A 20,235-nucleotide genomic window follows, 5' to 3' on the forward strand; every position below is an offset into this window, starting at 1 on the left:
CGCTGCGTCTCAGGTCACGCCCTGCGCCAGCATCGCGTCCGCCACCTTGACGAAGCCAGCGACGTTGGCGCCGTCGACATAGCTCACGGTGCCGTCCTCGCGCAGGCCGTGGTGCAGGCAGTTGTCGTGGATGTTGCGCATGATGGCGCGCAGGCGGGTGTCGACCTCTTCGCGCGACCAGGAGATGCGCATCGCGTTCTGGCTCATCTCGAGGCCCGACGTGGCGACGCCGCCGGCATTGCTGGCCTTGCCGGGCGCGAACAGCACGCCGTTGTGCTCGAAGCACGCCATGGCCTCCATGGTCGATGGCATGTTGGCGCCCTCGGCGACGCAGATCACGCCGTTCTTCACGAGCAGGGCTGCGTCCTCGCGCCCCAGCTCGTTCTGGGTCGCGCAGGGCAGGGCGACGTCGACCGGCACGTGCCACGGCGTGCGCCCCGCGATGAACTCGGCGCCGACCCGGCTGGCGTAGTCGCCCACGCGGCCGTACGACTTGTTCTTCACCTCCATCAGTTGAGCGAGCTTGGCCGGCGTGAAGCCGGCGTCGTCGACGACGGTGCCGCTGGAGTCGGAGACGGTCACGACCCGGGCGCCGAGCGCCATCGCCTTCTCGACTGCGTATTGGGCGACGTTGCCCGAACCCGAGATGCCGACGCGCAGGCCCTCGAAGCTCATGTTCCTGCGTCGCAGCATCTCCTCGGCGAAGTAGACCGTGCCGTAGCCCGTGGCTTCGGGCCGCACCAGCGAGCCTCCGAAGCTCAGGCCCTTGCCCGTGAAGACGCAATCGGCGCGGTTGGACAGCTTCTTCATCATCCCGGCCATGAAGCCGATCTCGCGCGCGCCGACCCCGATGTCGCCGGCCGGCACGTCGCGCTCGGCCCCGATGTGGCGATGCAGTTCGGTCACGAAGGCCTGGCAGAAACGCATGATCTCGCCGGGGCTGCGTCCCTTGGGATCGAAATCGGAGCCGCCCTTGCCGCCGCCCATCGGCAGCGTGGTGAGCGCGTTCTTGAGCGTCTGCTCGAAGGCCAGGAACTTGAGGATCGAGAGGTCGACCGTGGGATGAAAGCGCAGGCCGCCCTTGTAGGGGCCGATGGCCGAGCTGTGCTGGACGCGGAAGCCGCGATTGACGTGGACCCTGCCGCCGTCGTCGACCCACGAGACCCGGAAGATGATGATTCGTTCGGGCTCGATCAGGCGCTCGAGCAGGCCATGCTCGGCGTACGCGGGGTGCCGTTCGATGTAGGGCCACAGGCTCTTCATCACTTCGGCGATGGCCTGGAGGTATTCGGGCTGGGCGGGGTTGCGCGCCTGGACGCGGCTCAGGAAGTCTGCGAGTGTCTTGGTTGTCATCTTTGGAATGGGCTGGCCGGCCGCGTGCCGGCCGGGAAGCCGGCCATTGTCTGCGGCGATGGCGAGGGCGCCCGCGCGAAAAGGTCGGCCGACATGGGGGATTGTTCGCAAGCGGCGTGCTTGCCCACAGGAAATATGGCGTTCGGGCGACTGGCGATCGCGTCTTCAGATGTGGTAACTTGACCTTTCCGTCACGTTTCAAGCATCCGAATCAGGGAACAAAACAGGGAACCGATGAGCACGCCCGAGGCCGAAATCGATTCATCGCAGGAAGAGCTTCGCATCGCTGCCCTGGTGCGGCAGGCGCCGCTCGAGTTCGCACGCGTGGTCTACGGCCTGAACGATCGGGCCAACGGCCGTGCCGGCACGATGGCGGCCGAGGACGTGGCGCGCACCGTGCGCCAGGGGGTGCCGGTCACGCGCGAGCGGGCCGAGCAGCGCGCCCGCGGCTATCTGCCGCTGGCCGGCCACGAGCATTGCCCGCGCTGCTGGGTCTTCAACGGGATCAAGAGCCCGTTGCAGTACAGGCCCGTGACCGACGAACGGCCCGAGTCCGGGGCCTGCAAGGTCTGCGGCGCCGAGTACGCAACCACGCTCGACTGAGCACGCCTGAGGTCGGGAAATGCCGGTCAGGGTAAACCTTGGCGCGGTGCAACATGGGCGCTCCCTAGAATTGCTCGCCCATCGCAGCAGCCGTCCAACCTGAAGGAGTTTCCAGTGCAGAGCAAGAAGTCCGGTGCCAAGCCGGCCCAGCGGGTGATCAAGAAGTACCCGAACCGACGGCTCTACGACACGGAAACCTCCAGCTACATCACGCTTGCCGAGATCAAGCAGCTGGTGATGGACAAGGCCTCGTTCGTGGTGCGCGACGCCAAGAGCGGCGACGACCTCACGCGCAGCATCCTGCTGCAGGTGATCCTCGAGGAGGAAGCCGGCGGCGCGCCGATGTTCACCGAGGCCGTGCTCGCGAGCATCATCCGCTTCTACGGCCAGACCATGCAGAGCTACATGGGGCCCTACCTCGAGAAGAACATCCAGGCGATGTCCGAGGTGCAGGCGCAGCTCAGCGAGAAGTCCGAGGGGCTGACGCCCGAGATGTGGTCCAAGTTCATGGCCATGCAGTCGCCGATGCTGCAGGGCCTGATGGGCAACTACGTCGAACAGTCCAAGAACGTGTTCCTGCAGATGCAGGAGCAGATGCAGAAGAACACCGAGCAGGTTCTCGGCGTTTTCGGGCTCAAACGGCCCTGATCGAGCCCTCCGGGCCGATAGCTGGGACAATAGGGGGATATGAGCGATGTTGTCTCCCCCGAACGAATTTCCCCGCCGGCCGCCCCCAAGGTCGGCTTCGTGAGCCTGGGCTGCCCCAAGGCCCTGACCGATTCCGAACTGATCCTGACCCGGCTGAGCGCCGAGGGCTATCAGACTTCCAAGACCTTCGAGGGCGCCGACCTGGTGATCGTCAACACCTGCGGCTTCATCGACGACGCAGTCAAGGAAAGCCTGGACACCATCGGCGAGGCGCTGGCCGAGAACGGCCGCGTCATCGTCACGGGCTGCCTGGGCGCCAAGACCGGCGATGCCGGCGGCAACCTGGTGCGTCAGATGCATCCCAGCGTGCTGGCCGTCACCGGCCCCCATGCGACCCAGGAGGTGATGGACGCGGTCCACCTCAACCTGCCGAAGCCGCACGACCCCTTCATCGACCTGGTGCCGCAGGCCTTCGGCGTTGCCGGGCTCAAGCTCACGCCGCGCCACTACGCCTATCTCAAGATCAGCGAAGGCTGCAACCACCGCTGCACCTTCTGCATCATCCCGTCGATGCGGGGCGACCTGGTCTCGCGGCCGGTCGGCGACGTGCTGGCCGAGGCCAAGGCGCTCTTCGAGGGCGGCGTCAAGGAACTGCTGGTGATCAGCCAGGACACCTCGGCCTACGGCGTGGACGTCAAGTACCGCACCGGCTTCTGGGACGGCAAGCCGGTCAAGACGCGCATGCTCGAGCTGGTGCGTACCCTGGGCGAGATCGCCGAGCCCTACGGCGCCTGGGTGCGGCTGCACTACGTCTATCCCTATCCGAGCGTCGACGAGGTGATTCCGCTGATGGCCAGCGGCCAGGTGCTGCCCTACCTCGACGTTCCGCTGCAGCACAGCCACCCCGACGTGCTGCGCCGCATGAAGCGTCCCGCCAGCGGCGAGCGCAACCTCGAGCGCATCGCGCGCTGGCGCGAGGTGTGCCCCGAGCTCGTGATTCGCAGCACCTTCATCGCCGGCTTTCCGGGCGAGACCGAGGGCGAGTTCGAGCACCTGCTGGACTTCATCCGCGAGGCCGGCATCGACCGCGCGGGCTGCTTCGCCTACAGCCCGGTGCAGGGCGCGACCGCCAACGACATCCCGGGCATGCTGCCGGAGGCCGAGCGCGAGGCGCGCCGCGCGCGCTTCATGGAAGTCGCCGAGGCGGTTTCCATCGCCAAGCTGCGCCAGCGCATCGGCGCCACGATGCAGGTGCTGGTCGATTCGGCGCCCGCGCTCGGCCGCAAGGGCGGCGTCGGGCGCAGCTACGCCGACGCACCCGAGATCGATGGCGTCGTGCGCCTGCTGCCACCCGAGAAGATCAGCAAGACGCTCAAGGTGGGCGAGTTCACGCGTGCGCGCATCGTCGGCGCCGAAGGGCATGACCTGATCGCCGTGCCGGTCTGAGTCAGCACGCCGTGTCCGGACCCGCCAGCAACAGCGACGACCCGCTCGAGATCGCGCGCGATGTCGCACTGGTGCGGCGCATCAGCGCGGTGCCCTCGCTGCTGAAGCTCGTCTGCCAGAACACCGGCATGGGCTTCGCGGCCGTGGCGCGTGTCACCGACGGCACCTGGACGGCCTGCGCAGTGCAGGACGACATCGAGTTCGGCCTTGCGCCCGGCGGCCAACTCGACGTGAAGACCACGCTGTGCCGAGAGGCGCGGGCTGCGCGCCAGCCCGTGGTGATCGACCACGCAAGCCAGGACCCGGTCTACTTCGACCATCACACGCCCAGGCTCTACAACATCGAGAGCTACATCTCGGTGCCGATCCTGCGTCCCGGCGGCGACTACTTCGGTAACCTGTGCGCGATCGATCCACGACCGCACGTCGTTTCCGATCCGCGCACCGTGACCATGTTCACCGTGTTCGCCGAACTGATCGGACTGCAGCTCGCGAGCGAAGATCACCAGGCCGAGGTCGAGAGCGCATTGGCCCTCGAACGCTCGACTGCCGAGCTGCGCGAGCAGTTCATCGCGGTGCTCGGCCACGACCTGCGCAATCCGCTGGCGGCGGTTGGCGCCACGGCCGAGCTCATGGTGCGCAGCACCGGTGAGCCGCAGATGGTGAAGCTCGGCACGCGGCTGCGCGCCACGGCGCGGCGCATGTCGAACCTGATCGACGACGTGCTCGACTTCGCACGCGGCCGCCTTGGTTCGGGCATGGGCATCGAGGCCGCCGAGGTTCCCGACCTGGCGCGGTCGATGCATGAAGTGGTGGCCGAGTTGCGCGAGGCGAATCCGCAGCGCGAGGTGGTCGAGCAGATCCGCATCGATCGTCCGGTGCACTGCGACCGCGGGCGGCTGCAGCAGCTGCTGTCCAACCTGCTCGGCAATGCGCTGACCTATGGCGCGGCAGACCGTCCGGTCGCCGTGTCGGCCGGCTTCGAGGACGACCGCTGGCTGGTGCTGTCCGTCGCCAACCAGGGTGAGCCGATCAGTCCCGCCAATCTGCCGCTGGTGTTCGAGCCTTACTGGCGACCTCATACGAGCAAGCCTGGCGGCGGCTTGGGCCTGGGCCTGTACATCTGTGCGCAGATCGCACGTGCGCATGGCGGCGAGCTGTGCGTCAGTTCGACCGTGGAGTCTGGTACCGTCTTCACGGCGCGGCTGCCGATCGGCGTGACCCCCTGATTCCCGAAGCCATTGGCTTCGACGTCTGAACCTCATTCACTGGGAGCGATTCGATGAAATCCTGGCAATCCATTCTGGCTATCGGCTGCATGTCGATGGCCTTCGGTGCGGCAGCGCAGCCTGTGCCCGGCGGCCCGTGCCGCGCCAAGTACGACTCGATCAGCGCCGAGATCGAGCAGGCGAAGGCCCATGATCAGAAGTACCGGCTGCGCGGCCTTCAGCGCGCGCAGAACGAAGTCGTGAATCATTGCCGCGACGACAAGCTCGTGGCCGAGCACGGACGCAAGATTGCCAGGCAGGAGAAGGTGGTTGCCGAGCGCCAGCGGGAGCTGGCCGAGGCACAGCAGAAGGGCGCGAGCAAGGACAAGCTGGCGCGCCGCGCGAGCAAGCTCCAGGCGGCTCAGGACGAACTGCAGCGCCTCAAGGCGAGCGGTCCGGCTTGACGACGACCTCCGGCACCGCCGCGCGCAAGCCTCAGGACTTCTGAGCCTTGAGCTTGCGGAGTTCGGCTTCGGCGCGCTCCAGCTCCAGGCGCAACTGCTGCACTTCCTGCTCCTGGCGCTTGATTCGCGTGGCCGGATCCTTGGCGGCCATGAGCGTTTCGCAATGCACGTGCAACACCGCCAGAGACTCTGTCAGCTGGCGGCGCCGCAGCATCTGGCCGCGCGCACGGGCATCGGAAATATCGCGCTCGAGCGCGGACTCCTGCGCCTGGCAGCTGGCGGCATCGGTCGGGTCCTGGGCCTGGGACTGGGCGAAGGAAGCGCTGGCAGAAGCAAGCAGTGCGATGGCCAGAAGGCCCTTGGGAATGCGCATGAGATGTTGCCCGGCAGAAGAGGGTGGAAGAGATTGGCGTGCATTCTGCACCGGAGGCGAAGGCATGCGCCAGCGCAACGAATTGGGGCCATGCGAAGCCCGTCGCAGGCCACCGCTGGCCGGTGATTGCGGGGGGCGCGTGTTAAGGTGCGGTCGGCGTCATGGCCGCTGAGCTGTCGCAATCCCGCGGCGTGTGAGGCGGCCTGCAAACCCAGTCAGACGAAGCCTGTTCCACCTTCCCGTATCCGTGTCTCTGTCGATTCGATCGAACTCAGCCTCGAGGCTGCTGTCGGACGCAGTCCCTGCGTTCAGGGCGCCGTCCGTGGCATTTCAGCAGATCGGGTTTTCGTCGTGGCGCGGGGCGCGCACAATCCGCGTTGCCGCATCGCAGATGACGTGTGCAGCGAAGGGTGCAGTGAAGACAAGTGGGGCACAAACAGAAAACCCCGCCAAGTCGTTGACTTGTCGGGGTCTCTATGCTTTCGCCTTGGTGCCCAGAAGAGGACTCGAACCTCCACGATGTTACTCGCTAGTACCTGAAACTAGTGCGTCTACCAATTCCGCCATCTGGGCCCACATGCTGCTTGGAGTGAATCCCTGCAGCAGGTTTTGAATTTCAGGAACGAAGGAGATCATATCAAAAATATTGGCCATCCCAGCGGCTTGCTGGATGAAATTGAAGGAGCGGTGCAAGGACATCGCGATGGACATGGTTTCGTGCAGCGCGATGACGGCGAGGCCGACATCTATCTGCCCCCCAACGAAATGCGCGCGGTGTTGCACAAGGACCGCGTCAAGGCGCGTGTCGTGCGCCAGGACCGGCGGGGCCGGCCCGAGGGCCGCGTGGTCGAGATCATCGAGCGGCCCGAGCAGCCCATCATCGGCCGCCTTCTGCATGAAGGCGGCGTATGGCTGGTCGCGCCGGAGGACAAGCGCTACGGACAGGACGTGCTGATTCCCAAGGGCGCCACCGGCACGGCCAAGGTCGGACAGGTGGTGGTGGTGCAGCTCACCGAGCCGCCCGCGCTCTTCGGCCAGCCCGTGGGCCGTGTGAAGGAAGTGCTCGGCGAGATCGACGATCCCGGCATGGAGATCGAGATCGCGGTGCGCAAGTACGGCGTGCCGCACGAGTTCTCGGAAGCCTGCCTTGCGGAAGCAAAGGCAATCCCCGACAAGGTGCGGCCGGCCGACAAGCAGGGCCGCATCGATCTCACCGACGTGCCGCTCGTGACGATCGACGGCGAGGACGCGCGCGACTTCGACGACGCCGTGTACTGCGAGCCCGCCAAGGTCGGGCGGGGCAAGGGCTGGCGGCTGCTGGTCGCGATCGCCGACGTCAGCGCCTACGTGAAGACCGGTTCGGCGATCGACATCGACGCCTACGACCGCGCCACCAGCGTGTATTTCCCGCGGCGCGTGATCCCGATGCTGCCCGAGAAGCTGTCGAACGGCCTGTGCTCGCTGAACCCCGAGGTCGAGCGGCTGTGCATGGTGTGCGACATGCTGGTCGCCGCCGATGGCGAGATCTACGCCTACCAGTTCTACCCGGCCGTGATGTGGAGCCATGCCCGCTTCACCTACACCGAGGTGGCCGCGATCCTCGGCAACACGCGCGGCCCCGAGGCGCAGAAGCGCAAGGAACGCGTCAAGGATCTGCTGAACCTGGCCGATGTCTATCGCGCGCTGCTCAAGCAGCGCAGCAAGCGCGGTGCGGTCGACTTCGAGACGACCGAGACGCAGATCATCTGCGACGACGCCGGCCGGATCGAGAAGATCGTCCCGCGCACGCGCAACGAAGCCCACCGCCTGATCGAGGAGGCGATGCTCGCGGCCAACGTCTGCAGCGCCGACTTCATCGCCGAGGGCAAGCATCCGGGTCTCTTCCGCGTGCATGAAGGCCCGACCCCCGAGAAGAAGGAGATCCTGCGCGGCTACCTGAAGGCCATGGGCGTGGGCCTCTCGATCACGGACGATCCGAAGCCCGGCGAGTTCCAGGCCATCGCCGAGGCCACCAAGGACCGGCCCGATTCGCAGCAGATCCACACCATGCTGCTGCGGTCGATGCAGCAGGCGATCTACACGCCGATCAACAGCGGCCATTTCGGCCTCGCCTACGAGGCCTACACGCACTTCACCAGCCCGATCCGGCGCTACCCCGACCTGCTGGTTCACCGCGTGATCAAGGCCATCCTCGGCAAGACCAAGTACCAGCTGCCCATGCTGCCGACGCCGGGCGAGGCCCATGCCAAGCTGGCCAAGCGGCTGGCTTCGCGCGTCAAGGCGCCGACCTCGAAACCGCAGAAGGCGACGGTCGCTCCGACCAAGGAAACACTCGCCTGGGAGGCCGCCGGCCTGCACTGCAGTGCCAACGAGCGGCGCGCCGACGAGGCCAGCCGCGACGTCGAGGCCTGGCTCAAGTGCAAGTACATGCGCGAGCACCTCGGCGAGGAATACGGCGGTGTGGTGACCTCCGCAACCACCTTCGGCATCTTCGTCACGCTCGATGCGATGTACGTCGAGGGCCTGGTCCACATCACCGAGCTGGGCGGCGAGTACTTCAAGTTCGACGAGCATCGGCAGGAGTTGCGCGGCGAGCGCACGGGCATCCGCTACGCCATTGGCACGCGTGTGCGGGTGCAGGTGAGCCGGGTCGACCTCGACGGCCGCAAGATCGACTTCCGCCTCGTGCGCGAAGGCGAGGAACTGCCATCGAGGCCGACCAAGGAGAAGGGCGCCGCCACGGGCGGAGCGCCGGCCAAGGCGTCTTCCAAGCGCTCGCGGCAGAAGGCCGAGGCGCCGGCCGATCGGAGCGAGCGCGGTGATCGCGGTGATCGCTCCGATCGAGGCGAGCGGTCCGATCGTCCAGAGCGCAGCGAACGGACTGCGCGCGTCGAGCGCCCCGACACCGTCGCTGCGGCCGCGCCGCAGACCGCCATGCAGGCCTTTCGCACCGCGGTCAAGAAGGCCGCCAACAAGATGAAGGGGCGCAAGCCGCGCCGCTGACGACGACAACGAGAAGGAGCAGACGCATGAGTGCAGACAAGACGAGCCGCATCGCGGTGGTCACGGGCGCCGGAAGCGGCATCGGTCGGGCGGCAGCGCTGGCCTTGCTCGGCGACGGCTGGAGCGTGGTGCTGGCCGGGCGCCGGCTCGAGCCCTTGCAACAGGTGGCGCAGGAATCGGGCGCGGGCGACCGCGCGCTTGCGGTGTCGACCAACGTCGCCGAGGCCGAATCGGTGCGCGCGCTGTTCGCCGCCGCGGTCGAGCGCTACGGCAGGGTCGACCTGCTGTTCAACAACGCGGGCGTCGGTAATCCGCCGGGCCCGTTCGAAGATTGGACGCCCGAGCAGTGGCAAGGCGTGGTCGACATCAACCTGACGGGCATGTTCTTCTGCATTCAGCAGGCCTTCCGCACGATGAAGGCGCAGACGCCACGCGGGGGGCGCATCATCAACAACGGCTCGATCTCGGCCACCACGCCGCGGCCGAACTCGATCGCCTACACCTCGACCAAGCATGCGGTGCAGGGGCTCACCAAGACCGCCTCGCTCGACGGTCGCAAGTACGACATCGCCGTGGGCCAGGTCGACGTCGGCAATGCCTTCACCGAACTGGCGGCACGCATGACCAAGGGCGTGCCGCAGGCGAGCGGAGAGATCGCGATCGAGCCCGTGATCGACGTCGCGATCGTCGGCCAGTCGGTGCTCTACATGGCGAACCTGCCGCTCGAGGCCAACGTGCTTTTCCACACGATCATGGCGACCAAGATGCCCTTCGTGGGCCGCGGCTGAGCGCGCTGCGCCCGACGGCGATTCGCCGATTCAGTTGCAGGCGGCGCCGCCGCGTGCCAGCGCGCCGGCCGTGAGCGGCAGATCGGCCGGCCAGCGATCGGCCAGGTCGCCATGGCGCCAGACCGCCTCGCGTGCCGCGGCGGCGGCCGGCCGTCCCGCTGCCAGAGCGGCGCCGACCATGCCGGCCAGCACGTCGCCGGTGCCGGCCGTCGCCAGCCGAGCGTTGCCGCTGAGGTTGATCGCGGCGAGCTCGTCGGGCCCGGCGATCACCGTGCCGGATCCCTTCAGAACCACCACGGCACCGAAGCGCGCCACGAGGGCGGCCGCGGCCCCCAGGCGGTCGGCCTGGACTGCCGCGGTGTTCGTGCCTGAAAGTCGTGCGGCTTCGAGCGGATGCGGCGTGAGCACGGTCGCGAGGCCGTCGTCGCGGCGCGCCGTGAGCAGCGCCTGGAGCCCCGCATCGCGCGCGATCGCATTGAGCGCATCGGCATCCAGCACCAGCGAGCCGGCTTCGGCCAGCAGCCGCGGCAGCACGGCAGCGACCGCATCGCCGCCGCCGCAGCCGCACACCACGCTCAGCGCGCGCAGGTCCAACGCCGCCGGATCGCGAAGCATCAGCTCGGGCCGCATCGGATCGAGCGGCGGAACGTTGCGATCGAGCGGCGCGACGAAGACCCGGCCGGCACCCGCGGCCAGGGCTGCGCCGGCGGCGAGCAGGGCGGCGCCCGCCATGCCGGGCGCACCGCCGATCACCGCGACGTCGCCGTAGCTTCCCTTGTGCGAAGACGCGCGACGCGCCGGATGGTCGGCCGCGCCATACAGCCGAGCGACGGGTCGCTGCGCGTGCGCGGCGCCGCCCAGGTCGTCGAACCACACCTCGCCGGCGGCATCGCGGCCCTGGGCCGTGAACAGGCCGGGCTTGAGCGCCAGCAGGCTCAGGCAGTAGCGCGGAGCGGCACCGGCCGCAGGCGGCGGTAGTTCGAAGGAGAGCGTGCCCGAGTCGGCGTGCAGGCCGGAGGGCGTGTCGACGCCGAGCAGCGGCGCGGGCGATCCGTGCATGCGCAGCAGCCACTCGCGCATCGTCCCCTCGGGCGCGCGGCGGGCGCCGATGCCCAGCAGCGCGTCGATGGCCAGGTCGTGCTGCGGTGGCGGGTCGCGCTCGAAGACCACGCCGGCGTCGAGAGCCCGCTGCAGCGAGGCCCGTGCATCTGCGGGCAGGCTGGCGTCGTCTCCGATGCGTGTGACCACGGGCGCGAAGCCGCGCAGCCTCAACTGCGCCGCTGCCTCGAAGCCGTCGCCGCCGTTGTTGCCGGGACCGCAGGCGATCCAGATGGTGCGGGCCCGGGGCGCCACCGCCATGGCCAGCCGCGCGACCGCGAGGCCGGCGCGCTGCATCAGCGCATGGGGCGGCAGGGCGGCGGCGGCGGCCTGCTCGATGCGTCGCACGGCCGCGATGTCGAAGAGGTCGGCGGTGGTGGCGGAATCGATGCGCTGCATGGGGTCGGGCCGCCCGTCGGGTCAGTGTTGGCGCAGCCGTTCGACGCCGAGGCCTTCGAGGTCGATGCCGGCGTCATGGCCGCCGATCAGGTCGGCCAGCACGCGCGCACTGCCGCACGACAACGCCCAGCCGCTCGACCCATGGCCGAGGTTGAGCCAGACCCCCGGAACGCCGCTGGCGCCGAGCACCGGCGGGCCATCGGGCAGCATCGGACGCGCGCCCTTCCATTGCTGCACGCCCGAACGCAGCGTGACCGCACCCGGGTACCAGTCCTGCAGCACCTTGTAGAGCGTCTGCAGCGCCGCGCCGTGGATGTTGCCCGGCGTGCCGCCGAGCTCGGCGCTGCCGGCCACGCGCACGCGCAGGCCGAGGCGCGAGATGGCGACCTTGTAGCGCTCGTCCATCACGGCACTGCGCGGCGCGTTGAGCGGCTCGCGGATGTTGGCGCTGACCGAATGGCCGTAAACCGGCGCGAGCGGGATGTGCAGCCCCAGCGGCTTCAGCAGGGCTGCCGAATCGACGCCCGCGCAGACCACCACGGCATCGAAGCGGTGCGCCTCGGAGCCTGCGGCCAGCGCGATCGAGGTCGGCGCCGCACGGCTCAGCGGTGCCAGGTCGCAGTTGAAGTGGAACTGTGCGCCCAGCGCCTCGGCCTCCCACTTGAGGAGCAGCGCGAACTGGCGGCAGTTGGCGACCTCGTCGTCGGGCAGATGGATGGCGCCGGCCAGCGCCGTATCGGCGTTGAGCGCGGGCTCGATCTTTCGCGCCTCGTCGGCGTCGATTTCCCGGAAGCTGGTGCCGGCGGCGCGCAGCAACTCGAGCCCCGCCTGCACCAGCTTCTTCTCGCGCCTGGAGCGCAGCAGCACGAGGTAGCCGTCGCTGCGCTCGTACTCGAGCTCGCAGGCCTCGGTGATCGCGTGCAGGCGGTTGCGGCTGTAGAAGGCCAGCCGCTGCATGCGCGACCGGTTGGCTAGGTAGCTCTCGAGCTTGCAGGCGCGCTGCCAGCGCGCCATGAAGCCGAGGTCGCGCATGGACAGCGGCCAGCGCAGCTTGACCGCGCCGTGCGTCGACAGCAGCGATCGCAGCACCTTGCCGCGCATGCCCGGACCGGCCCAGGGCGTCACGTAGCCTGGCGCAACGACGCCGGCATTGGCGAAACTCGATTCTTCGGCGGCGGCGCCGCGGCGCTCGAAAACGACGACCTCATGGCCATCCGAGGCCAGCTCCCAGGCAGTGGTGACGCCGATGATCCCGGCTCCCACGATCGCGATTTTCATGCGGTTCTTTGACGGTGAAACAAGTGGCTCGGTGCCCGCCCAAGGCGCACCGATGCAGCCGCACTTTATAGCGCCTGTTCGATCAGCCCCGAGACGGCAAGCACCGTGTCGTCGTGCAGGGCGCCATGCCAGACCATGAGGCCGACCGGCAACTCCCCCGCCGCATGGCAGGGCAGGGAGAGCGCGCAGCCATCGAGCATGTTCACCACCGCGGGATTGCGCAGCAGCAGGCCGTTGACGCGGAAGAATGCCTCGTCGCGCGCTTCGCCGGGTGCCACGCTGGCGATCGCGGGCGCGACGATCGGCACGGTCGGTGACAGCACCGCATCGAAGGGCTCGAGCGCATGCGTCATGCGCCCGATCCAGTCCCGCCGGGCCTTGACGAGATCGAGGTATTCGTGGGCCTTCATGCCCGCGCCCTTGAGGATGCGCTGCGCCACCCGAGGGTCGTAGCCGGCGCCACTGCGCTCCAGCAGCAGCCGGTGCCAGGCATAGGCCTCGGCCGCCGAGAAGCCGCCGGTGGCGTTGATCTGCGCCAGTTCGGACAGCGCCGGCAGATCGATCTGCTCGATCCGCGCGCCGGCCGCCGAGAGCTTGCCGAGCGCGCGCTCGAAGGCCCCCGCGACCACCGGGTCCAGGTCGTCCTGGAACAGCTGGCGCGCAACCGCGAGCCGGAAGCCGGACAGCGGCCGTGCATCGGGGACCACCTCGCGCGCAGCGAGGATCGCGTGCGCGGTCACCGCATCGCGCACCGAGCGCGTCATGGCGCAGACCGTGTCGAGCGTGGTCGAAAGCGGCAGGGCACCGTCCGCCGGCACCAGCCGCGCCGTGTTCTTGAAGCCGACGATGCCGTTCAGCGCAGCCGGGATGCGGATCGAGCCGCCGGTGTCGGAGCCGAGGCCGACGAAGGCCGCGCCGCTGGCCACCGAGATCGCGGCGCCGCTCGACGAGCCGCCAGGGATGCGTGGCGTCTCGGGATCGGCCAGGTTGGTCGGCGTGCCGTGGTGCGGGTTGATGCCGACCCCCGAAAACGCGAACTCGGTCATGTTGGTGCGGCCCATCAGCGCGCCGCCGGCCGCGCGCAGGCGCGCCACGGCCACTGCGTCGGCCCTGGCGGCCGGGGCATGGGCCAGCACCACCGAGCCCGCGGGCGTCGGCTGCCCGGCGATGTCGAACAGGTCCTTGGCCGAGAAGGCGAGGCCGGCCAGCGGCTGGCCGGGGCCGGCCGCGGCCGCTTCAAGCCGGGCTTCGTCGAACAGCGTGCGCGTGAAGACGTGGTTGCAGGCCGGTGATTCGGCCGCGGTGATGCTGTGCGCCATTTCGGTGCGTGCGTCGGTGGTTCCGGAGCGCAGGGCGAGGCGGATGTCGTGCAGGTCGGAGCGCATGGGATGGGCGGGGCGGTGGGTGGGAAGGGCGAGGAGAGAGGCCTTGCGTGCTATACTCCTTGGGTTTCGCGCGGCGGCCATGAGGTCCGTCGCCAGCGAGACGCATCCGCAAACCAGCCCACTCAAGGTGTTGCAGGTTCCGCTTCGAGGCTCCATTCGGGAGTCGCTCGAAAAGGGCACGCAAAACGGGCTGGATTTTAGACCCAACCTTTGGAGTTATTCCTATGTCGACCACCATGCGCGAAATGCTGGAAGCCGGTGTCCATTTCGGACACCAGACCCGCTTCTGGAACCCCAAGATGGCCCCGTTCATCTTCGGCCATCGCAACAAGATTCACATCATCAACCTGGAAAAGTCGCTTCCGATGTTCCAGGACGCGATGAAGTACGCCAAGCAGCTCACCGCCAACCGCGGCACCATCCTGATGGTCGGCACCAAGCGCCAGGCTCGCGAGATCGTCGCTGCCGAAGCGCGTCGCGCCGGCGTGCCCTTCGTCGACACCCGCTGGCTCGGCGGCATGCTGACCAACTTCAAGACCGTCAAGACCTCGATCAAGCGTCTGAAGGAAATGAAGGCCCAGCAGGAAGCCGGCCTCGACAGCCTGAGCAAGAAGGAGCAGCTCACGTTCTCGCGCGAGATCGCCAAGCTCGAAAAGGACATCGGCGGCATCCAGGACATGACCGCGCTGCCCGACGCCATCTTCGTGATCGACGTGGGCTTCCACAAGATCGCCGTGGCCGAAGCCAAGAAGCTCGGCATTCCGCTGATCGGCGTGGTCGACTCCAACCACTCGCCTGAAGGCATCGACTACGTGATTCCCGGCAACGACGACTCGTCGAAGGCCGTCACGCTGTACGCCCGCGGCATCGCCGACGCGATCATCGAAGGCCGCTCGAGCGCCGTGAACGACGTCGTCAAGGCCGTCGCCGAAGGCAGCGGCGACGAGTTCGTCGAAGTCGAAGAAGGCGCTTCGGCCTGATTCGCGCTCGCAAGAGCCTGAAGAAGGGGCTTCGTTGCCCCTTTTTTTTAATCTGATTTTCGCGGGCGTCCTCGACGGACGGCCGCCATTGACAAACCGAACGGAGAACACGAGATGGCAACAATCACCGCAAGCATGGTCGGCGAACTGCGCGCAAAGACCGACGCCCCGATGATGGAATGCAAGAAGGCCCTGACCGAAGCCGAAGGCAACATGGACAAGGCCGAAGAGCTGCTGCGCATCAAGCTCGGAAACAAGGCCGGCAAGGCCTCGGGTCGCATCACCGCCGAAGGCGTGGTCACGGCATTCGTCGACGGCGATGCCGGCGCGATGGTCGAGATCAACTGCGAGACCGACTTCGTCACCAAGAACGACAGCTTCCTGGCCCTGGCCAACGCCGCCGCGATGCTGGCCGCCAAGAACAATCCGGCCGACCTGGCCGCGCTCGGCGCGCTGCCCTACGAGCAGGACGGCTTCGGCCCCACGCTCGAGGACGTGCGCAAGGGCCTGATCGGCAAGATCGGCGAGAACATGAGCTTCCGCCGCTTCAAGCGCTTCGCGGGCAACGGCAAGCTGGCTTCCTACCTGCACGGCACGCGCATCGGCGTGATGGTCGAGTTCGAAGGCGACGACACCTCGGCCAAGGACGTCGCGATGCACATCGCCGCGATGAAGCCGGTCGCGATCTCCGCTGCCGACGTGCCCGCCGAGCTGATCGAGAAAGAACGTGCCGTTGCCAAGGGCAAGGCCGACGAAGACCGCAAGACGGCCGAAGCCGAAGGCAAGAAGCCGCAACCCGACGACATCGTCGCCAAGCGCATCGAGGGTGGCGTGCAGAAGTACCTCAAGGAGGTCTCGCTGCACAACCAGGCTTTCGTGAAGAACGACAAGCAGACCGTCGAGCAGATGCTCAAGGCCGCCAACACCTCGATCAAGGGCTTCACGCTCTACGTGGTCGGCGAAGGCATCGAGAAGAAGGTCGACGACTTCGCGGCCGAAGTGGCGGCGCAGGTTGCTGCCGCCAAGGCCGCAGCCTGAGTCGGGCCGCAGGCGGCAGCGCCGGTGACGCGCTGCCGCTTCTTCACAGTCACGTCTTACACTCGCCCTCGCCAACACCAAAGGAACCGCCCATGTCAGAAGCCCGCCCAGCCCACAAGCGAATCTTGTTGAAGCTGTCGGGCGAGGCGCTGATGGGGGACGATGCCTTCGGCATCAACCGCGCGACCATCGTGCGGATGGTCGGCGAGGTGGCCGAGGTGGTGAACATGGGCGTCGAGGTCGCGGTGGTCATCGGCGGCGGCAACATCTTCCGCGGTGTCGCGGGAGGCTCGGTCGGCATGGACCGCGCCACCGCCGACTACATGGGCATGCTGGCCACGGTGATGAACTCGCTGGCGCTGGCCGACGCCATGAACAAGCAGGGGCTGATCGCGCGCGTGATGTCGGCCATCGCCATCGAGCAGGTGGTCGAGCCCTACGTGCGTCCCAAGGCCCTGCAGTATCTCGAGGAAGGCAAGGTCGTCGTCTTCGCCGCCGGCACGGGCAACCCCTTCTTCACCACCGATACGGCCGCCGCTCTGCGCGGCGCCGAGATCGGTGCCGAGCTGGTGCTCAAGGCCACCAAGGTCGACGGCGTCTACACTGCCGACCCCAAGAAGGACCCGAACGCCAAGCGCTACACCAACCTGAGCTTCGACGAAGCCATTGCCCAGAATCTCGGCATCATGGACGCCACGGCCTTTGCGCTGTGCCGCGACCAGAACCTGCCCATCAAGGTGTTCTCGATCTTCAAGAACGGCGCCCTCAAGCGCGTCGTGATGGGCGAGGACGAAGGTACCCTCGTGCACGCTTGAGGAGAATGAATCCATGACCATTGCAGAAATCCGCAGCGCGACCGACGCCAAGATGAACCAGTCGCTCGCCGCCTTCCAGAACAACCTCACGAAGATCCGAACCGGTCGCGCCAATCCGGCGCTGCTCGACTCGATCCACGTCGACTACTACGGCTCGCAGGTGCCGCTGTCGCAGGTCGCCAACGTCTCGCTGCTCGATTCGCGCACCATCAGCGTCCAGCCCTGGGAAAAGGGCATGGGCGCCAAGATCGAGAAGGCCATCCGCGAAAGCGACCTGGGCCTGAACCCGGCCTCGATGGGCGACCTGATCCGCGTGCCGCTGCCCGCGATGAGCGAGGAGCGCCGCAAGGAGATGACCAAGCTCGTGCGCAACGAGGGCGAGTCGGCCAAGATCGCCACGCGCAATCTGCGCCGCGATGCCAACGACGCGATCAAGAAGCTGGTCAAGGACAAGCTGGCGTCGGAAGACGATCAGAAGCGTGCCGAGGCCGAGATCCAGAAGGTGACCGACCGTCACATCGGCGAGATCGATCGCCTGGTGGTGTCGAAGGAAGCCGAGATCATGGCGGTCTGAAGATGGCCCACAGCGCCCCCGCGGTCCCGAACCACATCGCCATCGTGATGGACGGCAACGGCCGCTGGGCGACGCGACGCTTCCTGCCCCGCGTGGCGGGCCACAAGCAGGGCGTGGAATCGCTGCGCCGCTGCGTCAAGGCCTGCGCGGCGCGCAACGTCAAGGTACTGACCGTGTTCGCGTTCTCGTCCGAGAACTGGAACCGGCCGGTCGAAGAGGTCTCCGGCCTCATGGACATCATGGTCGGTGCGCTCGAGCGCGAGGTGCCTCGCCTCACCCAGGACGGCGTGCAGCTGCACTTCATCGGCGAGCGTGGCGGCCTGTCCGACAAGATGGCCGCCGGCCTTCGCAACTCGGAGGCGGCCACCGCCCACAACTCGCGCCTGGTGCTCAACGTCTGCTTCAACTACGGCGGCCGCTGGGACATCGCGCGCGCTGCTGCCGATCTGGCCGCGCGCGGCGAGGCCATCACCGAGGCCAGCCTCGACCGCGCGATGGCGCTCGCCCACGTGCCGGACCCCGACCTGTTCATCCGCACCGGCGGCGAGCAGCGGCTGTCGAACTTCCTGCTCTGGCAGAGCGCCTATTCCGAGCTCTTCTTCAGCGACCGCCTGTGGCCCGAATTCGACGAGGCGGCGCTGGACGAAGCCATCGCCGCCTTCCAGCGCCGCGAACGGCGCTTCGGCCAGACCTCCGCCCAGCTCGGCGCGGCCGGCCTGCGCGATCCGCAGGCGGCCTGAACGCATGCTCAAGCAACGCATCCTGACCGCGATCGTCCTGCTGGCGATCCTGCTGCCCGCGCTCTTCTATCCGTCGTACGTTCCCTTCGCCTGCGTGATGCTGGCGCTGATCGGCGCAGCGGCCTGGGAATGGGGCCGGCTCAACGGCTACGGCCCGGCGGTGTCGCTGTTCCTCGGCGCCGAGATGGTGCTGCTGTGCGCGCTTTCCTGGTGGCTGGGCCTGCTGCAGGCTTCGCTGCTCGGCGTGTGGATCGTCGCCAGTGCGGCCTGGGTACTGGGCGGTGCGGCGCTGCTGCGCGTGGCGGTGCCCGGCTGGCCGCGCATTCCCAAGGGGCTGCGGCTGGTGGGCGGACTGCTCGCATTGTGGGTGGCCTGGCTGGCGGCAGTGCAGGCCCGCATCGTGGGCATCAACTTCCTGCTCTCGATCCTGGTGCTGGTCTGGGTGGCCGACGTCTTCGCCTATTTCACCGGCCGCGCCTTCGGCCTCAAGTTCACGCGCGGCAAGCTCGCGCCCTCGATCAGTCCCGGCAAGAGCTGGGAAGGCGTCTGGGGCGGCATGGCGGGCGTGCTGGTGCTGGCACTGGCCTGGGTCTGGGCCGATTCGGCGACGCAGGCTTCGGTGGCGAGTCTCTACACGCGGCTTGCCGACCGCAGCTGGTGGCTGCTGCTGATCGCCGTGGTGTTCCTGGCTGCGATGAGCGTGGTCGGCGACCTGGTCGAATCGCTGATCAAGCGCAGCGCCGGCGCCAAGGACAGCAGTGCCCTGCTGCCGGGCCACGGCGGCGTGCTCGACCGCATCGACGCGTTGCTGCCGACGCTGCCGATCGCCCTGATGCTGGCCTCGCTATGAACCCGATCCGCCAACGAATCACGGTGCTCGGATCGACCGGCTCCGTCGGCGCCAGCACGCTCGACGTGATCGCGCGCCATCCCGAGCGCTTCGAGGTCTTCGCGCTGTCGGCCGCCACCAAGGTCGACGAGATGCTGGCCCAGTGCGCGCAGTTCAAGCCGCGTTTCGCGGTCATGGCGAGTGAGCCGCATGCGGCCCTGCTGGCTGCCAGGCTCGAGCAGAACGGCCTCGCGACCCGCGTGCTGGCCGGTCCCGCCGCGATCGAGGAGATCGCCTCGCACGAGCAGACCGACGCCGTGATGGCCGCCATCGTCGGCGCCGCCGGGCTCGCGCCCTGCCTCGCGGCGGCGCGCACCGGCAAGCGGCTGCTTCTGGCCAACAAGGAGGCGCTGGTGGTGGGCGGCGAGCTCTTCATGCGCACCGTGGCCGAGGGCGGCGCCACGCTGCTGCCGATCGACAGCGAGCATTCGGCGATCTTCCAGTGCCTGCCCGAAGACCGCGCTACCTGGGCCGAACGGGTCGACCACGTGCTGCTGACCGCTTCGGGCGGACCGTTCCGCACGCGCGCGCCCGGCACGCTGGCCGACATCACGCCGGCCCAGGCCTGCGCCCATCCCAATTTCTCGATGGGCCGCAAGATCTCGGTCGACTCGGCCACCATGATGAACAAGGCGCTCGAGGTGATCGAGGCGCGCTGGCTGTTCGATCTGACGCCCGAGCAGGTCAAGGTGGTCATCCACCCGCAGCAGATCATCCATTCGATGGTGCAGTTCCAGGATTCGTCCGTCATCGCGCAACTCGGCACACCCGACATGCGGGTGCCGATCGCCTGCGGGCTGGCCTGGCCCGAGCGCATCGCGAGCGGGGCCGGCCGGCTCGACTTCTCGGCGCTGGCCGCGCTCACCTTCGAGGCGGCCGATGCCGAGCGCTTCCCCGGCCTGCACCTGGCGTGGCAGGCCTTGCGCGCGGCGCCCGGCACCACGGCCGTCCTCAATGCCGCCAACGAGATCGCGGTGGAAGCCTTCCTCGAGGGGCGCCTCCGCTTCGACCGCATTCATGCGGTCAATCTTGAAACTTTGGAGTCGATCCGACCCTCCAAGCCCTCGTCGCTGGCCGACCTGCTCGAACTGGACGCCGGCGCGCGTGCCGCGGCCCGTGCCGCGGCGCTTCGTTTCGCGACCTGAACCTTCCA

General features: G+C 68.1%; 19 protein-coding genes and 1 tRNA gene. 14 read left to right on the forward strand and 6 right to left on the reverse strand.

Features of this window, described 5'->3' with window-relative positions; all coding sequences use genetic code 11:
• Positions 1-9: 9 nt before the first annotated feature.
• Positions 10-1,353, reverse strand: a complete 1,344-nt coding sequence (gene gdhA, locus QTH87_RS11840; protein ID WP_286609157.1) for an NADP-specific glutamate dehydrogenase — start codon at positions 1,351-1,353, stop codon at positions 10-12.
• Between the two features lie 234 nt (positions 1,354-1,587).
• On the opposite strand from gdhA, the gene QTH87_RS11845 reads away from it, so the two are divergent.
• The 5 genes from QTH87_RS11845 to QTH87_RS11865 all read left to right on the forward strand — a co-directional run bounded on the left by QTH87_RS11845 (position 1,588) and on the right by QTH87_RS11865 (position 5,722).
• A complete protein-coding gene (locus QTH87_RS11845; protein WP_286609159.1) occupies positions 1,588-1,956 on the forward strand; it encodes a hypothetical protein in 369 nt (122 codons plus the stop codon).
• A 114-nt stretch (positions 1,957-2,070) separates the two neighbouring features.
• Positions 2,071-2,604 (forward strand): polyhydroxyalkanoate synthesis repressor PhaR, encoded by a 534-nt coding sequence (phaR, locus tag QTH87_RS11850; protein ID WP_286609160.1) that lies wholly within the window; start codon positions 2,071-2,073, stop codon positions 2,602-2,604.
• A gap of 39 nt (positions 2,605-2,643) precedes the next feature.
• Entirely contained in the window at positions 2,644-4,050 is a 1,407-nt protein-coding gene (gene rimO, locus QTH87_RS11855) for a 30S ribosomal protein S12 methylthiotransferase RimO (protein WP_286609162.1), read from the forward strand.
• Positions 4,051-4,061: 11 nt separating this feature from the next.
• Positions 4,062-5,279, forward strand: a complete 1,218-nt coding sequence (locus tag QTH87_RS11860) for a GAF domain-containing sensor histidine kinase (RefSeq protein WP_286609164.1) — start codon at positions 4,062-4,064, stop codon at positions 5,277-5,279.
• Positions 5,280-5,332: 53 nt separating this feature from the next.
• Positions 5,333-5,722, forward strand: a complete 390-nt coding sequence (locus tag QTH87_RS11865) for a DUF1090 domain-containing protein (RefSeq protein ID WP_286609167.1) — start codon at positions 5,333-5,335, stop codon at positions 5,720-5,722.
• Between the two features lie 31 nt (positions 5,723-5,753).
• On the opposite strand, the gene QTH87_RS11870 is transcribed toward QTH87_RS11865, so the two are convergent.
• Positions 5,754-6,095, reverse strand: coding sequence for a DUF1090 family protein (locus tag QTH87_RS11870; RefSeq protein WP_286609169.1), 342 nt, complete (start codon positions 6,093-6,095; stop codon positions 5,754-5,756).
• Between the two features lie 488 nt (positions 6,096-6,583).
• A tRNA-Leu gene (locus QTH87_RS11875) sits at positions 6,584-6,668 on the reverse strand.
• 90 nt (positions 6,669-6,758) lie between these two features.
• Here QTH87_RS11875 and rnr point away from each other — a divergent pair.
• Complete coding sequence (gene rnr / locus QTH87_RS11880) at positions 6,759-9,098, forward strand: ribonuclease R (protein WP_286609171.1); 2,340 nt, start codon at positions 6,759-6,761, stop codon at positions 9,096-9,098.
• Positions 9,099-9,124: 26 nt separating this feature from the next.
• Positions 9,125-9,886, forward strand: coding sequence for an SDR family oxidoreductase (locus QTH87_RS11885; RefSeq protein ID WP_286609172.1), 762 nt, complete (start codon positions 9,125-9,127; stop codon positions 9,884-9,886).
• A 30-nt stretch (positions 9,887-9,916) separates the two neighbouring features.
• Here QTH87_RS11885 and QTH87_RS11890 read toward each other — a convergent pair whose 3' ends face one another.
• From QTH87_RS11890 to QTH87_RS11900, 3 genes are all read right to left on the reverse strand, one after another.
• The gene (locus tag QTH87_RS11890; RefSeq protein ID WP_286609174.1) at positions 9,917-11,383 is read right to left on the reverse strand and encodes an NAD(P)H-hydrate dehydratase; all 1,467 of its coding nucleotides are present in this window, start codon (positions 11,381-11,383) and stop codon (positions 9,917-9,919) included.
• Between the two features lie 21 nt (positions 11,384-11,404).
• Positions 11,405-12,661 (reverse strand): D-amino acid dehydrogenase, encoded by a 1,257-nt coding sequence (locus QTH87_RS11895; protein ID WP_286609176.1) that lies wholly within the window; start codon positions 12,659-12,661, stop codon positions 11,405-11,407.
• Positions 12,662-12,726: 65 nt separating this feature from the next.
• The gene (locus tag QTH87_RS11900) at positions 12,727-14,046 is read right to left on the reverse strand and encodes an amidase (protein WP_286609177.1); all 1,320 of its coding nucleotides are present in this window, start codon (positions 14,044-14,046) and stop codon (positions 12,727-12,729) included.
• A 224-nt stretch (positions 14,047-14,270) separates the two neighbouring features.
• Between QTH87_RS11900 and rpsB the strand changes: the two genes are divergently transcribed.
• The 7 genes from rpsB to ispC all read left to right on the forward strand — a co-directional run bounded on the left by rpsB (position 14,271) and on the right by ispC (position 20,227).
• Entirely contained in the window at positions 14,271-15,026 is a 756-nt protein-coding gene (gene rpsB / locus QTH87_RS11905) for a 30S ribosomal protein S2 (protein WP_286609178.1), read from the forward strand.
• Positions 15,027-15,140: 114 nt separating this feature from the next.
• A complete protein-coding gene (gene tsf, locus QTH87_RS11910) occupies positions 15,141-16,064 on the forward strand; it encodes a translation elongation factor Ts (protein WP_286609180.1) in 924 nt (307 codons plus the stop codon).
• A gap of 92 nt (positions 16,065-16,156) precedes the next feature.
• On the forward strand, positions 16,157-16,879 hold the full coding sequence (pyrH, locus tag QTH87_RS11915) for a UMP kinase (RefSeq protein ID WP_286609181.1): 723 nt from the start codon (positions 16,157-16,159) through the stop codon (positions 16,877-16,879).
• Positions 16,880-16,892: 13 nt separating this feature from the next.
• Positions 16,893-17,453: a ribosome recycling factor gene (gene frr / locus QTH87_RS11920; RefSeq protein WP_286609183.1), complete on the forward strand. Its 561-nt coding sequence runs from the start codon at positions 16,893-16,895 to the stop codon at positions 17,451-17,453.
• A 2-nt stretch (positions 17,454-17,455) separates the two neighbouring features.
• Complete coding sequence (gene uppS, locus QTH87_RS11925; RefSeq protein WP_286609185.1) at positions 17,456-18,193, forward strand: polyprenyl diphosphate synthase; 738 nt, start codon at positions 17,456-17,458, stop codon at positions 18,191-18,193.
• A gap of 4 nt (positions 18,194-18,197) precedes the next feature.
• On the forward strand, positions 18,198-19,043 hold the full coding sequence (locus QTH87_RS11930; protein WP_286609187.1) for a phosphatidate cytidylyltransferase: 846 nt from the start codon (positions 18,198-18,200) through the stop codon (positions 19,041-19,043).
• The gene (gene ispC / locus QTH87_RS11935; RefSeq protein WP_286609189.1) at positions 19,040-20,227 is read left to right on the forward strand and encodes a 1-deoxy-D-xylulose-5-phosphate reductoisomerase; all 1,188 of its coding nucleotides are present in this window, start codon (positions 19,040-19,042) and stop codon (positions 20,225-20,227) included. The genes QTH87_RS11930 and ispC overlap by 4 nt, the downstream gene beginning before the upstream one ends.
• Positions 20,228-20,235 lie beyond the last annotated feature (8 nt).

The sequence above is a fragment of the Variovorax jilinensis genome, from assembly GCF_030316885.1.
GTDB lineage: Bacteria > Pseudomonadota > Gammaproteobacteria > Burkholderiales > Burkholderiaceae_C > Variovorax > Variovorax jilinensis.